Annotated in this window: 12 protein-coding genes; 6 read left to right on the top strand and 6 right to left on the bottom strand. The window is 45.2% G+C overall.

The window, feature by feature from the left end:
• Positions 1–204: 204 nt before the first annotated feature.
• Together BFC17_RS07870 and BFC17_RS07875 are read left to right on the top strand one after the other, a co-directional pair.
• Positions 205–2430 (top strand): NADP-dependent isocitrate dehydrogenase, encoded by a 2226-nt coding sequence (locus BFC17_RS07870; RefSeq protein WP_070175897.1) that lies wholly within the window; start codon positions 205–207, stop codon positions 2428–2430.
• Between the two features lie 152 nt (positions 2431–2582).
• A complete protein-coding gene (locus BFC17_RS07875; RefSeq protein ID WP_070175898.1) occupies positions 2583–3512 on the top strand; it encodes a hypothetical protein in 930 nt (309 codons plus the stop codon).
• Between the two features lie 353 nt (positions 3513–3865).
• On the opposite strand, the gene BFC17_RS22400 is transcribed toward BFC17_RS07875, so the two are convergent.
• The 3 genes from BFC17_RS22400 to BFC17_RS07885 form a co-directional block, all read right to left on the bottom strand.
• The gene (locus tag BFC17_RS22400) at positions 3866–4018 is read right to left on the bottom strand and encodes a lasso RiPP family leader peptide-containing protein (protein ID WP_139142026.1); all 153 of its coding nucleotides are present in this window, start codon (positions 4016–4018) and stop codon (positions 3866–3868) included.
• A 13-nt stretch (positions 4019–4031) separates the two neighbouring features.
• Positions 4032–4661: a hypothetical protein gene (locus BFC17_RS07880; RefSeq protein ID WP_070175899.1), complete on the bottom strand. Its 630-nt coding sequence runs from the start codon at positions 4659–4661 to the stop codon at positions 4032–4034.
• 372 nt (positions 4662–5033) lie between these two features.
• The gene (locus tag BFC17_RS07885) at positions 5034–6983 is read right to left on the bottom strand and encodes a S9 family peptidase (RefSeq protein ID WP_083271634.1); all 1950 of its coding nucleotides are present in this window, start codon (positions 6981–6983) and stop codon (positions 5034–5036) included.
• A gap of 581 nt (positions 6984–7564) precedes the next feature.
• Between BFC17_RS07885 and BFC17_RS07890 the strand changes: the two genes are divergently transcribed.
• Positions 7565–8050, top strand: coding sequence for a nuclear transport factor 2 family protein (locus BFC17_RS07890; RefSeq protein WP_070175900.1), 486 nt, complete (start codon positions 7565–7567; stop codon positions 8048–8050).
• Between the two features lie 493 nt (positions 8051–8543).
• Here the strand turns inward: BFC17_RS07890 and BFC17_RS07895 are convergent, their stop codons facing one another.
• A complete protein-coding gene (locus BFC17_RS07895) occupies positions 8544–9245 on the bottom strand; it encodes a LytR/AlgR family response regulator transcription factor (protein ID WP_175439545.1) in 702 nt (233 codons plus the stop codon).
• Positions 9242–10978 carry a sensor histidine kinase gene (locus tag BFC17_RS07900; protein WP_070175902.1) on the bottom strand — a complete coding sequence of 579 codons (1737 nt, stop codon included), beginning with the start codon at positions 10976–10978 and terminating at the stop codon, positions 9242–9244. The genes BFC17_RS07895 and BFC17_RS07900 overlap by 4 nt, the downstream gene beginning before the upstream one ends.
• A 139-nt stretch (positions 10979–11117) precedes the next feature.
• Here BFC17_RS07900 and BFC17_RS07905 point away from each other — a divergent pair, with 139 nt between their 5' ends.
• Positions 11118–11978, top strand: coding sequence for an alpha/beta fold hydrolase (locus BFC17_RS07905; protein WP_070175903.1), 861 nt, complete (start codon positions 11118–11120; stop codon positions 11976–11978).
• An 825-nt stretch (positions 11979–12803) separates the two neighbouring features.
• Here BFC17_RS07905 and cspD read toward each other — a convergent pair.
• Positions 12804–13022 carry a cold shock domain-containing protein CspD gene (gene cspD, locus BFC17_RS07915; protein WP_070175905.1) on the bottom strand — a complete coding sequence of 73 codons (219 nt, stop codon included), beginning with the start codon at positions 13020–13022 and terminating at the stop codon, positions 12804–12806.
• A gap of 209 nt (positions 13023–13231) precedes the next feature.
• Between cspD and clpS the strand changes: the two genes are divergently transcribed.
• Together clpS and clpA are read left to right on the top strand one after the other, a co-directional pair.
• Positions 13232–13552 carry an ATP-dependent Clp protease adapter ClpS gene (gene clpS / locus BFC17_RS07920; RefSeq protein ID WP_070175906.1) on the top strand — a complete coding sequence of 107 codons (321 nt, stop codon included), beginning with the start codon at positions 13232–13234 and terminating at the stop codon, positions 13550–13552.
• Positions 13553–13579: 27 nt separating this feature from the next.
• Positions 13580–15859: an ATP-dependent Clp protease ATP-binding subunit ClpA gene (gene clpA, locus BFC17_RS07925; protein WP_070175907.1), complete on the top strand. Its 2280-nt coding sequence runs from the start codon at positions 13580–13582 to the stop codon at positions 15857–15859.
• The last annotated feature ends 88 nt before the right edge of the window (positions 15860–15947 follow it).

Below are 15947 nucleotides of genomic sequence, written 5' to 3' on the forward strand. Positions count from 1 at the left end.
GAATATTACTGATTTAAATACCCGGTAAAGTGGATGCCGGGTATTGTCGTGCGCGAATCGATACTCCCTTCAGGTTGACTCATGTAGGTACGTAGGAAAACACGAGATCCGGTCGTTGTGGCAGTTCAACATGCTTGAATAGCGCGACTGGAATTTGTTGAATGGAAAAAACGCAGCCAGCTACTGCAACTATTGAGGTACATAATGACCAATCGCAAGTCTACAATTATTTATACCAAAACCGATGAAGCGCCAATGTTGGCCACCTACTCATTCTTACCCATCATTCGTCGTTTTGCCAGCGAAGCTGATATTGAAGTTGAAGTGAGTGATATCTCGTTAGCGGCACGTGTACTGGCTCACTTCCCGGACTACCTGACGGATGACCAGAAAGTGGCTGACGCCCTGAATGAACTGGGCGACATGACTCAGGATCCGGAAGCAAACATCATCAAATTACCTAACATCAGTGCTTCTATCCCACAGCTGCGTGCTGCAATTAAAGAACTGAATGCACTGGGTTTCAACGTACCTCAGTTCCCGGAAGACCCGCAAACTGATGAAGAAAAAGACATTCGCGAGCGTTACGGTAAAGTTCTGGGTTCTGCAGTGAACCCGGTTCTGCGTGAAGGTAACTCTGACCGTCGTGCACCGACCGCCGTTAAAAACTATGCGAAAAAACACCCTCACAGCATGGGTAAGTGGAGCCAGGCTTCACAAACTCACGTTGCGCACATGCGTGGCGGTGATTTCTACTCAGGTGAGAAGTCAGTAACCGTTGAAAAAGAAGGTTACGTTAGCATCGAATTCACCGGCAAAGATGGCAGCAAGAAAACCCTGAAGCCAAAAATTGACCTGCTGGCTGGTGAAGTCATCGACGGCATGTTCATGAGCAAAAAAGCCCTGTGTCAGTTCTTCGAAGAGCAAATCGAAGATGCGAAAAACACGGGTATTTTGTTCTCTCTGCACGTAAAAGCGACCATGATGAAGGTATCTCACCCCATCGTATTCGGTCACTGCGTAAAAGTATTCTATAAAGAGCTGTTTGAAAAGTACGGTGAACTGTTTGACGAGTTAGGCGTTAACCCTAACAACGGTCTGGGCAGCGTATATGACAAGATTGCATCTTTACCAGAGTCTCAGCGTTCTGAAATACAGCGCGATATCAACAAGTGTTACGCCGACCGCCCACCGCTGGCAATGGTAAACTCTGACAAAGGTATCTCTAACCTGCACGTACCAAGTGACGTAATCGTTGATGCTTCTATGCCAGCAATGATCCGTAACTCTGGTCAGATGTGGGGTCCGGATGGAAAGCCACACGATACTAAAGCGGTTATCCCGGAAAGTACTTACGCCACAATTTATCAGGAAGTAATCAACTTCTGTAAGACCCACGGTGCATTCGACCCAACCACTATGGGTACAGTGCCTAACGTAGGTCTGATGGCACAGAAAGCGGAAGAGTACGGTTCACACGATAAAACGTTCGAAATGGAAGCTGACGGTAAAGTTCAGGTTATCGACCAGGATGGCAACGTACTTATCGAGCATGAAGTGGAAGAAGGCGATATCTGGCGTATGTGTCAGGCTAAAGACGCGCCTATTCAGGACTGGGTTAAACTGGCCGTTACCCGTGCCCGTCAATCTGGTATGCCAGCCGTATTCTGGCTGGATGACGAGCGTGCTCACGATGCACAGCTGATCAAGAAAGTTGAGAAGTACCTGAAAGATCACGACACTGATGGTCTGGAAATTTCTATCATGTCTCCGGTACGTGCGATTCGTTACTCTATGGAACGTGCAATCCGTGGTCTGGATACTATCTCAGTTACCGGTAACGTATTACGTGACTACCTGACTGACCTGTTCCCGATTCTGGAACTGGGTACCAGTGCGAAAATGCTGTCAATCGTGCCGCTGATGGCCGGTGGTGGCTTGTACGAAACTGGTGCAGGTGGTTCAGCGCCTAAGCACATTCAGCAGTTTGTTGAAGAAGGTCACTTACGTTGGGATTCACTGGGTGAGTTCCTGGCCCTGGCAGTATCGCTGGAAGATGTTGCCATCAAGCATGACAACAGCAAAGCGAAAGTCATTGCGACTGCGCTGGATAAAGCAACTGAGTCGCTGCTTAACAACAACAAGTCACCACTGCGTAAAGTAGGTGAACTGGATAACCGTGGTAGCCACGTGTATCTGGCGATGTACTGGGCAGAAGAACTGGCGAAACAAACTGATGACGCCGAGCTGGCGGCTAAGTTTGGTCCGGTTTACGACAAGCTGGCAGCTAACATCGACACCATCATTGCGGAAATTGGCACAACAGAAGGCAAGCCACAGGATATCGGTGGTTACTACATGCCTGACGAAGCGAAAACGACTGCGGCGATGCGTCCAAGTGCGACATTCAACGAGATCCTTGGCGCTTAATTAAGCCTGAGTGATTTAAAATTTAAAAAACCGGCTTCGGCCGGTTTTTTATTAACTAAAAATGCTACCGGTGGCATTGACGCTGAAGCAGGTTGATTGGTAGTGTTGTCAGCCATTGATTTAACGTCTTAATAACATTTGCGAGGTGTACAATGAGCACATCAACTACTGTCTTTGCGCGAGAAGAAAAGCAGGGAAATGTATGGCTTGGTGAAAAGCGCGTGCAGGCTGCCGAGTTGGTCAGTTATCCCATTACGCCAATCATTATACAATCTGAAGCTGAAGTCGGCGAAGCCATGTTGCAGGAGTTACTGCAAACCGCCGAACAAAAAGAAGGGGATATCAATATCGCCCTTTTGGGCGGGCGGGGCGCGCAACAGCTGCATAAAATACTCGGAGCAAAAGCGAAATCCAACGAATTAGATTCGTTACTGGCCCGTTTAAACGTATTTACCCAGGACGCACTGGCACCAATGGCTATGGGCAACAGTTTGAGTTTTGTCAGAGATTTTGAACGGATTCTGGGCCCGGACTTCTTTCGCAAAATTAAAAGTTTTACGCCAATGCAAACCGACACGCCAGACCTGGAAGGGGCGCTAACGGACTATCTGAAGAGATTGGATTCGCTAGGGGGGCTCGATATCTTTTTTATTGGACATGGCCCTGAAGCGGACGACGCTTCGCATTTAGCCTATATCAAGCCGTATTCAGGTGCTGAGGCAGGGCACATGGCAGGTGTTATTCCTATTTCCAGTTCGATTCTGGCGCATCACATCAGCAAATTTAAGGCCGGTGGTAGTGACATTAGCGACGAAGATGAAACAGAATGTCGGGCTGCACAGTTTATCCTTACCCTTGGACCTGCAGCTATTCTTAGTGCTAAAAAAGTGGTGCAATCCGTGGTAGATGCGGATACCGCGCCGGCGAAAGTTAACACCTACGCCAGAGTGATGAATACCGAGTTGAGCCAGGACAGCACAATTTTAGCTGAACAGCTAAATGCTAATCCCGGGTTATGGATCCGATTGCACAACAATGCAAAATCGTTTGTATTACCTAATGTGGTCAATCCGAATCAATAAGCAACACCAGTGCGGAGAACATATTATTTGTTTTACGGACTGGGCCAATAACCGGAGCATAATTTCCTACTTCACAACATACGACGAAAAGTAGGATTTACCAGCCACTTCAGTCATCCTTCACGCCAGGCAACTATCCAGGTTACGGCGTAAGCCAGCAATGAAAATTTTCGTTCGCTAAATCGACGGATTGGTGACGAACCTGAACCAGGGGATTGCTACTGAGAAGTATTGGTCTTGTGGGGATGACGGCTGTATTTGCACCGTGGTGCGGTTGTTTTTAAAATGCAGATACTTAAAAACCCGGAGAATATCCGGGTTTTTGTGTACTTAAGATATTGCGTAGCGCGTTATTAACCCTGGAATGGGTTACGCTTAGTCTGGCCGCCCTGTTCATCAGGGACACTGCCAGCAAAACCCTGAGTGAGTTCTGCCAGGTTACCGGCATTATCCAGCTCCGGCGCCTGATATTCTTTTTTCGGCTGTTGCGTGTTTTCCGTTTTCATATTCTGCTCCTTATTACTTGCTGCGACGTGCTACACGCACTGCTGCTAAACCCAGCGCCAGTAACGATAGGCCTGCTGGTGCAGGTACTTCGGCAAAGGCATCGGTATCGGTCATAAGAGCAATGGTCTGACCCGGTGCAAAACCATTATCTTCGTCAAAAAAGTACATTGTGCCGGCTAAAGCGCCTGTATAGAAATTACCAAAGGTAAGGAAAAGAGCATCACTTTCATAATCAGTCGCCGCTGGTCTGCCTGCGCCTGTACCATCACCATTGTCACCTTCTAAAATGTCGAAAACAAAGCCCGCATCAAGGATAGCAACAGTAAGCGCTGTGATAAGCGGACCACCAACATCACCGGTGTAAAAATTCCACACACCAACATACACATCAGGTACATCGGTATTAGAACCAAATGAATCACCATCAAGTGTTAAAGACCAGCCACCAATTGTTTCACTAAAAGCACCACCGGCAGTTGCTGATGTCGCTTCCCACGTTGCGGTTTCAATGCTGCCATCTAAAAAACTAACGGTCACTTCGATGCCCGCCATATCCGCGCCGGTTACACCGGTAATAAACGATGCGTTCGCCGAAAAGCTGGCTACCATCGCTACTGCCATTGCGATTAAATATTTCTTCATTATGAAAATCCCTGAAGTAGATTAGTAGTCATTAAATGCGGATACAACACATCGCATTTGTGTGTTCGTCAAATAGTGTGCAATTATTGAACCACTTGATTGTATTTTGTGCTATGAGGCTGAAGTGGAAAGTGTTTTTGCCCACAACCTTTTGGCTGTGGAACGCAACTTAGACTAAAGTTGTAAAAGAACCTGACGATCTGATTGATCCGGTTAAGTTTTTTTATACAAAAAACCGGCAAGTGCCGGGTTTTTGATCTTAGAGGTAAGCTGATTAACTCTGGAACGCGTTACGCTTTATCTGGCCGCCGTGCTCGTTAAGGTTTGTTTTTTATCAGACTATTCCCCTTTATTTTATCGCCTGACTATTGTTTAAAGGTACTTTTCAAAAAATAACACAACTGCCTGGGTATATACGTCTCGGTTTTCTTTTTTACGGTAGCCATGGCCCTCATTAAGAGCGTTCATATACCAGACCGGTTTGCCTTCGTCGCGCAGAGCTTTAACTATTTGTTCTGCCTCGGTAACCGGCACGCGCGGGTCATTCTGGCCCTGAACCACAAACATGGGAATCTTGATTCTCTCCACATGATTATTTGGGCTGATGCTTTCTAAGAAAGCGCGCATTTTGTCATCCCGTTCATCACCGTATTCTGGCCGGCGTAAATCACGTCGATATTCTTTGGTATTGGTAAGAAAGGTGACAAAGTTAGAAATACCAACGATGTCCACTGCGGCGGCCAGGCGGTCACTGTAATGGACCGCACTGGCTAGCACCATGTACCCCCCATAACTGCCACCAATAACGGCGACACGGCTACTATCGAGATCGGGCTGTGTTGCTATCCAGTCAAGCAACGCACCGATATCTTTAACCGAATCTTCACGTTTATAGCCGTTGTCCATATTGATATACGCTTTTCCGTAGCCTGCAGAGCCGCGCACGTTAGGGGCTATCACCGCAGCGCCCAGTTTTTTCATCCACAATTGGAAGGTGCCAATAAACTGAGGGCGAAACTGAGCCTCAGGGCCGCCATGAATGCTGATAATGACGGGAATCTTCTCATTTTTACTGGTCTGGGGTTTATAAACAAAGGCTGGCACGGAGAGGCCATCAAAGCTGTTAAATCGAACCAGTTCTGGTTCAATGAACTGGTTGGTATCCAAACCGCCAACTTCGCTATAGGTCCAACGAGTTATTTCTCCTTGTTTAAGCGGCATTTTAGAAGAGAATTCCATGACAAAACTGTCACTGGGTGATTTGGCGGTGTTTACCGTAAAACCGAGCTTTTTATTGTCAGGGCTAAAGGACAGGCTGCCAACCAGTCCGACTGGTAACCCCGTTACTTTTTTATACTTGAATGATGTCGGGTCCAACAGATAAAGGTTCAGCATACCGTCTTCATTAACGGTAAATGCGCCGCGCTTACCATCATCCGATAACGCAAAGTCCTCTACGCTCCAGGACAAATCCGAAGTTATTGGTTTTAACTCATTGGTTGTTAGATCCAAATAAGCCAGTTGATTAAATTCGCTGAACTGATTGGTTATCAGGAAGACGCTTTTTCCAGCTTTATCGTAGCCTGATGGTTCATTGTAACTGGGTAAAGAAGGACCGCCAGCCAGTAATGTTTTCTCTAAAGTAGCCACATTGATTTCATACATTCTGGCATCGGAAATACTGATATATTGCATGACCAGCAACCGCTTACCGTCTGGTGACCAGCTTACTGGCCCCCACCAGGAGCCATCTTCGGATTCAAGTACAATTGAGGTGTTTTGTGGTGAATCCGGTGACATTACCCAGATATCATTTGAACTGCCGTTACGGCGGGTACTCTGATAAGCGAATTGTTTTCCTGATTTATTCCACACAATACCACGGTTTCTGGATTCTCCATCAGTCAGCATGACACTTTCACGGGTGTCAAAATCGTACAGGCAAATTTGCGCATATTCGCTGCCCCCCGCATCCATGGTGAAAGCCAGGTTATTGGTATGTGGCTGGCGGGCAACCTGGCCAACAGGCTCTGATAGAAACGTTAATTGTTGTCGTGCACCGCCTGGTATATCGACTTTATGAATTTGCGAAACGTCACCAAAACGTGTTTGTATAAAAATATTTTCAGAATCTTCAGTGAAATCACCAAAAGGAGCTGAACGGATATTCTGGTAACGGTTGAGGTCATCAACAATTTTTTGCGGAATAGGGGGAATATCTTCCAGTATCAGGTTGCCGTTATTTTCTGTTCTTGTTGTTATCTCAGCATTGGCCGCAAAACTAATCAACAAGCTGGCTATGAGCAATGTAGCAGAGCGCATGGTTAATATCCTTAACAGGTCATTATATTCCGCCATGCCACTGCAAATTACGAAACGACGAATACAAAAGAAAGCGTTGGTTGAAAATTAACCATAACACAATTGCTCATACAGTGAATGGTATTAGTGAACAGTACGCTTTGTTCATTTAAATGCGGACCAAGCAAGCATCTCTATTTCGTTGTTTGGAGTTAATGTAAGAGCTACTGCTTTTATTTTACATCGGTACAATGTCTGAAAAGCGCGAATGGCGGAAGTACGCAGTGCTTTCTTTGAACGAGAGGGATTCGCTGATAGCGGTCGTTCGTCCGCCATACTTTATCTATCTAACGGGCTTTTTGTAGTGGTCAAGTATTCGAGCCTAACTAAATTTGGGCCAACTAAAGCGTATTCTCAACAATCAGTTGCCCTGTTAGGCATTTGCTGCAACCTAGATTGGTCTCCTTGGGGGGACGCAATTGCTTATTACTCTCTTCGGTGCCTATTCTGTTTGAAAAACATGCTAACCTTATTATCTTTATGTTTGCCGCCCGTAATGCAGCGATAATACAATGACTATTATCAGAATAAGGAACATTAACATGGGATGTATATACAAAACTCTGTTTTTATTAAGTTTTACGCTTGGCATAGTGCCGTTAGTAACAGCAGAGACAGAGCCTCAAACCGTAAAGCAGATAACGCTGATGCAAACGGCACATGCGTTTTTTGAAGCCTTTGATAATCGTGATCTTGAAACTCTTGAGACACTAGTAACCCCATCCATGATGATTGTGCATCACAACGGCGTGATGACTGATGTACCAACCATGTTGTCAATTATAAAAAACACTAAAAACTGGGCTCCCAGAACCCGTACGTTGTCGGAAAGCACCATTAAAACGTTGGGCCAAGACTACACAGTAATGACCTTTAAAAATACCATAACTGTGTATCCTCAGATGCCTAACACGTCAACCTACGCCTATACCGAGTCGTGGATACTGAAATTAGAGGCTGACGCCTGGCTGGTTGATTATGTTCATTACTCAATGATCACCGCAACAGAACATACTGAAGACGATTAACAACGATTATGAAATACCTCATCCGGCGGACTTTGGCTGCGTTATATCAAGCCACATAGAAGTTTGGTCACTCAGCAAGATTGTTAAGGATCCCTCAGATAGGGTAAACCTCTAAGCGGATCGGTAGTATATACTTATCAATAATATTTCGGTCAAGATAACGTCATTGCCATTGGCAAGGGTACCGATGCTAGCCTCACACCAATACAACTATCAACCCCCAGCCCAAAGCAAACTTTGCTCTATAAACTTGCGGAGCAACATTATCCTGTATTCGCCGATTTGATGCAGTCTCAGGGGAAGGCATTGCTATACCTTGTAATTAAAGAGTTTGACGAATTTTTCAAGTGCGGTCGGCTGGAGCATGGATAGTTGATTTGCAGCCTCGGCAGCGGCTGTTTTAGACTCCAAAGAGCGAAGCGGACATCCAAAGACGTATTGTATAGGAACTATCGTGTGAATTGGCATACTGAACTGATATCTAAGTGATATTTTAAAGGGACTTCAGTAAGTCTCTAATTAATCCAGCCTTACCCCTGCTCACAGGGATCGTCGTGTCACACTTGAGCTGTAAAAGATACTTACTCCCCTCTTGCGATATGAGTTTACAAACTTGCTTGAACGGTACTGAATAGGATTTATGCACGCGCAGGATGCTATTCCCAAGCGCTTCGGACAAGGCATTCAATCCAATTTCAGACAGATAGGTCTTATCGTTTAGACAATACAATTCCGAGTAATGCCCACTTGCCTTTATGTAACAGATCTCATCGATGGGGATTTTTTGTTTTTCGCCGCGTACATCTACGGTGAGAAAATCACAGGACGAAAGAGAAAAACTTTCACGAAGTTTTTTCATTGCCTTTTGGATACGTTCTTCAACAAAAGGTTTGGCTACAAAATCTATAACATCGTAATCGAATGCTTCTATGGCTCTTTCTGACAGTGCAGACACAACAATGCATTTAAGTGTTGAAGGTTGGTTTTCTAATAACTTAAAGCCGTCATCATTTTGTAGGTTTAAGTCTAGAAATAACGCATCGACGGGATTATTTGACAGACAACGCTTGGCTTCTGCCAGGCTATAAGCCTGCCTGATGTTACACTCCCAATGGTTGTTTTCACTTACACGGCAGATAAGTCGACTTAACCGTTGACTCACCAGATATTCGTCTTCAACTATGAGTATATTCACGAAATACACTCTTTTACATGCTTGTAATAGCTAAACATTTTAAGAGTAGTGATATAGTTTTCTCCCTGAACATCATCTTTTATTGACCAGTCGTCCTTAAATTCTTCATTCATTCTGGATATTATATAACTTCTTCCCTGGCCGTTTCCTGAGTGTTCCTGCTTTCCGTCAAAGATCACTGGGTGCTCAAGCGTAATTTCTGTTACATGCTCGTCCGGCGTTTTAATGCTGACGAGCAGGATGTCACTACTTTTTTGAAAAGTGTTATGTGAGAAAGCATTCTCGATAAGCGTTAACAGGATACCTGGGGGCAAACGTACATCCGTGTTATTCCCCTCAATATTTAACGACATATTACTTCCGTTGCGGTAGTTGAGAAGGTCGATATAAACCTGACAGTATATCAGCTCATCGGATAAGCTAATGAGCCTCCGATCTATCATGTTATAGAGCTGTCTGAAAAGCTCGGACAACTTCTGGATGAAATCTACCGCCTGGTGGGGGGCTTGCTCGATAAGTTCTTCCAACGCTGTGAGTGAGTTCATCAAAAAGTGTGGTTGTATATGCTTTTTTATCAGCTCCAGCTTTAGCCTCTCATTTTTTAATTTCTGTTGAATAGCATCTCTCTTTATTTTCTGAAGTTCCTCAAAAAAAGAGTAAAGCATGGCAGCGATCAGAACAGTGAACGAAATAAAGAAGGTGGAATTTAGATACACCTGAGGATAAATAAAAAATGGTGCTATGACTAACGACAGACAAATTAAGAGAAATACAAATCGCGCCGATTTCTGTCGAATGATTTCAATTACACTTAAGACCACTCCTATCGCTAAACCAAGAAGAACCGCCCATCGGCTGAAAATATCGTAACCCGTCTCGGTTATGAATAGCAAAGCCAGCATAACGGTGTAAATAGAAATAGCGACAGCTGTCCAACGACGAGTGCACGAAAGAATAGTCGCCACAGCCAATACCAGTAAGCCACCTATCGCCATCGACAAATACTTAATAAGCTCGAGTCTGGTGATGTGCCAGTCGTAGGTATAAACCCAATAACCTCGACAGGCATCGGTAATACAAAGTGCAAAAACCGAAAGACATAACAGCCCGAATATGAGTGATTTAGTGCCGGACAATCCCTTGAGATACAGTAGAGCACAAATAAAAGTGGCGAACAGCATCACGCCGGACATCATTAGAGGTGCAAAGGCTTTTTCTCTTGGTAACAGCGTAAGGTCGCGATATTTTCCAACAAATGCCCATAGCCCAGATTCCGTAATTGAGTCTGGTCGATGATTTGATGAAATTCGCATACTAAGCGTATGTAATCCTTCATGCGCATTTTCAGTCGGGAGGAGAAAGATCGCGTCTATATTACCCGCTTTTTCAGTAGTTTCATTTTCACCAACTACGCCATTTTTTCCTATAAGCTGGCCATCCCAATAAACTTCATAAGAGCCTAACATCGAAATAAAAATAGCTTTCGGGGCTTGGTTGTCATGTTCAAGCTGGAATGTGGTCTGGAGCCAATAGTTATCGTGGTACAGAGAAATTGAACCAAACCGGTGTTGTTCCCACGAGCTGTTTGTTTTATCCAATGGTCTGGCAAAGTCTTGGTTATCGCTTTTATTCAGATAATAATCGCGGGCAAACGTGAGCTCTAGTTCAACCGGAACATATACCGCTGACAAATATAAAGCTACAAGAACGCCTACACCAAGTATCCATTTCACTCTGTTCTCCTTTTTATCTCCATCCTACCAGATATTTAAGCACTGTCGTTGAGCGCTTCAGGATTAAAATGAGCCGTTCAGGTTTTCCAGCTTTCCAGTTTCCTCACGAGTTGGCTCAATGGTAAAAAAAGGAGTTCTCATGAAATTTATAATCACTTTATTGATGTTTCTTAGTTTTAGTACTTTGTCTATAGCAGCAGCCGAATCAAAGACCTCCGGACTTCACGATGTCGGTGGATTCAAGCTCTACATAGAGTGCGATTTAAAAAATGACAAGCCAACATTAATTTTGGAACAGGGATTCGGGCGTGCAGGCTCAGATGGCGCGTGGAGCGAAAATGTTGAAATACTTAAACAGAGCTACAGTGTGTGTCTGTATGATCGCGCAGGACTCGGAAAAAGCGAGCCAGGCCCGGTTCCTGTCACAATAAATGAAACCGCCGAGCGTCTAAATCGGCTGCTTAGTAACGCACGGGTCGCGCCACCCTACTATTTTGCGGGCGGGTCCTATGCTTCCTATATCATCACCGCATATAACCAACGTCATGAGGATGAGGTACTTGGTGCTGTACTTATCGACCCCCCGCCTTTTGGCTATTTTTATACAATGGGCACACGCTGGCCGGAAGACTTCGCCACTGAGAATGAAGAGCTGAAGCGGTATTTTCAATTTGAACAAAGCGTTCATAATCCGATGTTTGAGAAAGCCCCAGAAAAAATCGATCACATGGCCAGTTATAAGCAGATTAAAGATGCTCAGAGCTTTGGCGATAAGCCACTAATCATTTTACGTAGTAAACCATCTCAGGAGAGGTACGACCCTCCGTTTGTGCCGGATTCAATTGCCCATACCATGGACACACTATTTGGTCAGGCAGAGAAAAACTTCAAACACATGTCTTCAAATACGACTGTTATTTATTCTGAATCAGACAAACATCACCTTCATATTTCCGATCCTGAACTAGTCATTTACAGCATTAAGAAACTGGCTGAGTAGAAACGTATATTTTCTCAGACAGCTAAGTGAGCTAGCGATTTTCAGGGAATACCGTCAAATCGGATACAAATACTTAGGAAGAGTGATATGAGTAAGTGTGCAGGTGTCTTTAACTGGCTCCGTGTGAATTGGGAGCTTCCTTCCCTAGGATGTTTGATTGTGTGTTATCTACTATACGAAGAGTACCAGCAATCCATTGTTACAGACATTATCGAGTCCCCCAGGCAAAGTGATTTTTTATTCGTCGATTATTATTCACTGAATAAGGCCAGTGACGCGAAGTATCGTTTCGTTCCTTTAAAAGTTGTTGCCGCAGGTGCTCAGAACATCACTTGGCCGTTGGGAATATTGGCTATGATGAACCGGTTTCACCTGAAACACACGTAAAGTTCGACAGGCCGTTATTGCTCAGAAACTATTATCGTCAGAACCGCCTTCAATTCAGTCGAAAAGAGCTTATGTCTATGTATAAAAGAGGGGTAATTTATGATGCCCGTCGACCTAAAAATGTCTATATTAACGGCTGGATCGTTATCAAATTAAGCGAGATATACACAGAATAAAAGTCAGGGAGCGATGTCCGCTTTTGACCAATAGCAGAAATTTGGGAAGATGGGGGGCCTGAGCGATTTCTGCATAGCCAGGTTAGGTTTTATCCAGATAAATATTTGTTTGAAGCACCCTGAGCAAACGTACAAATTGCAATAAAGCAGGAAACCGCAAGAGCATATATAGGGAATATGACTTTTGTGAAGGCATAAACAAGCCTCACCTGATTTAACAGGTAAGGCTTGTTACGTAATCTTGTTTAGGGGAGGGGACGCGCTAGCGCTCTTCGTCCTCTACAATACCGATGTTCTCAGCATGCAGACCCTTAGGACCCTGCTGAACCTCGTAGGTAACTTCCTGACCAGCTTTTAATGATCGATAGCCTTCCATTTGTATTGTTGAGTAATGAGCAAATATGTCTTCGCCACCTTCCTCGGGCACAATAAAACCAAACCCTTTTGCGTTGTTAAACCATTTAACTTTGCCAACCGCCATACTTCGACTTCCTCTTAATCCTTGAACTCACGGGAAACTGCCCCCACAATACAATAAGGCATGGGACAGCTAGTCTTGTGCGTCACTCACAAAACATACTAAAACTGTAGATATTTTGACCGCATTATGCAAGTGCATTTTATTTTTTTCCGGACAAAATAGTGGTAAAAAAGATAATAAATTGCTTGCACACGCACTATGATTAAATTATGAGTAAAGGTAACGCCATTAGTATCGATAAGGAACGGTTACTCGAACAGCAGCGGAAGAAGACTGAACCGCCGCCGATGTATAAGGTCCTATTGAATAACGATGACTACACGCCAATGGATTTCGTGGTAGAAATTCTGATGCGTTTTTTTCGGATGGATGCTGAAAAAGCAAACCAGCTGATGCTGACTGTTCATTATCGCGGCAAGGCCGTATGTGGTATTTATACTGCTGAGATAGCAGAAACCAAGGTGATGCAGGTCAATCAATATGCCCGCAAGCACCAACACCCATTAATGTGCACGATGGAACAGGCGTGAGTTATAAACTTAACAGGGGCAATGTATATGCTGAATAAAGAATTAGAGCAGACGTTAAACGAAGCTTTTGTATTCGCAAGAGAGCACCGTCATGAGTTTATGACGGTGGAGCACTTGTTGCTGGCTTTGTTAGACAACTCTGCTGCTCAGGAAGCCCTCAAGGCCTGTGGCGCGGATATAGATAATATCCGTGGCGAACTGGTTGAGTTTGTGAAGGACACCACACCATTAATTCTGGATGACCAGGCCAGCGATCGCGAGACGCAACCAACACTGGGATTCCAGCGAGTGTTACAACGTGCCGTTTTCCACGTGCAGTCTTCTGGTAAAGAAGAAGTCACCGGCGCCAATGTACTGGTTGCTATTTTTAGCGAGCAGGAGAGTCAGGCGGTTTATATCCTCAAAAAAGCCGATGTGACACGTTTGGACGTGGTTAACTTTATCAGCCACGGCGTAAGTAAAGCCGAGGACGAAGCACCTGAATCCAATGAAGCCAGCGAAGAATCTGCTGAAGGCGATGAGTCTGGGTCGGCGCTGGCAAAATATGCCACCAACCTGAACCGTCAGGCTCAGGAAGGCAAGATTGACCCGCTGATTGGGCGTGATACAGAGCTGGAACGTACTATTCAGATTCTGTGTCGTCGTCGCAAAAATAACCCGTTATTGGTGGGCGAAGCCGGCGTAGGTAAAACGGCTATTGCTGAAGGCCTGGCGTACCGCATCGTTGAGAAGCAGGTACCTGAAGTGATTGAAGAGTGTACGGTGTACTCTCTGGACTTAGGCGGTCTGCTGGCCGGTACTAAATACCGTGGTGACTTTGAGAAGCGCTTAAAAGGTATTCTTAAGGAACTGTCCCGCGATAAAAACGCGATTTTATTTATTGATGAAATCCACACCATTATTGGTGCCGGTGCGGCATCTGGCGGTGTAATGGATGCGTCAAACCTGCTTAAACCAAAACTGAGTTCTGGTGAGCTGCGTTGTATTGGTTCTACTACGTACCAGGAGTACCAGGGCATCTTTGAAAAAGATCGCGCACTGGCGCGTCGTTTCCAAAAAGTGGACGTGGCGGAACCGAGCGTAACCGACACCACCAAAATTTTGCAGGGGCTTAAATCCCGTTACGAAGAGCACCACAGCGTGCGTTTCACGCAAAAAGCATTACAGGCAGCAGCGGAGCTTTCGGCTAAGTACATTAACGAGCGTCACTTGCCTGACAAAGCCATTGATGTAATGGATGAAGCCGGTGCCAGCCAGCGTTTGTTGCCGGTGTCTAAGCGTAAGAAAGTGATTAACGTTAGCGAGATTGAGCAAATCATTGCCAAGATGGCGCGCATTCCGGAGAAATCCGTATCAGCTTCTGATAAAGAAGTACTGAAAAATCTGGGACGCAACCTGAAAATGGTGGTGTTTGGTCAGGATAAAGCCATTGACTCACTATCTGATGCTATTCATTTGTCCCGTGCCGGGTTAGGTAACGAGCAAAAACCGATAGGGAGTTTCCTGTTTGCCGGCCCAACGGGCGTAGGTAAAACCGAGGTAACACAGCAGTTAGCCAAAATCATGGGTGTTGAGCTGGTACGTTTTGATATGTCTGAGTACATGGAACGCCACGCTGTCAGCCGTTTGATTGGGGCACCGCCGGGGTACGTTGGTTTTGATCAGGGGGGCTTATTAACTGATGCAGTTATAAAGCATCCTTATTCTGTGGTTCTGCTGGATGAGATAGAAAAAGCGCACAGCGATATCTATAACATTCTGTTGCAGGTGATGGACCATGGCACACTAACCGATAATAACGGCCGTAAGGTTGATTTCAGAAACGTTGTGCTGGTGATGACCACTAACGCCGGGGTACAGGAAACCATACGTACGTCTATTGGCTTTAAGCAACAGGATCACAGCCATGACGCGATGAGTGAAATTAACAAGGTATTTTCACCGGAGTTCAGAAACCGTCTGGATTCGATTATCTGGTTTAATCACCTTGATACCGAGGTTATCCTGCAGGTGGTTGATAAATTTATCATCGAACTGCAAGCGCAGCTGGATACCAAAGGGGTATCGCTGGAAGTGTCACCGGCTGCCCGGGCGCATCTGGCCGAAAAAGGCTACGACAAGTCCATGGGGGCGCGGCCAATGGCACGTCTCATCCAGGAATCACTGAAGAAAGAACTGGCTAACGAGTTATTGTTCGGCAAACTGAGCAACGGTGGTGATGTACGGGTCGATTTAGAAGAAGACAAACTGGTGTTTGTGTACAACTCTGAAGACCAGCCAGCATCAGCAACCGAGTCCAGTGACTGAACAGGCTGACAGGCAACAATAAACAAAAAACCCGAACAATCGTTCGGGTTTTTTTATGCTTAACACATTATCGCGTAAGCTGGCGTAT

The sequence above is a fragment of the Marisediminitalea lipolytica genome, assembly GCF_001758465.1.
In the GTDB taxonomy this organism is placed as follows: Bacteria; Pseudomonadota; Gammaproteobacteria; order Enterobacterales; family Alteromonadaceae; genus Alteromonas; species Alteromonas lipolytica.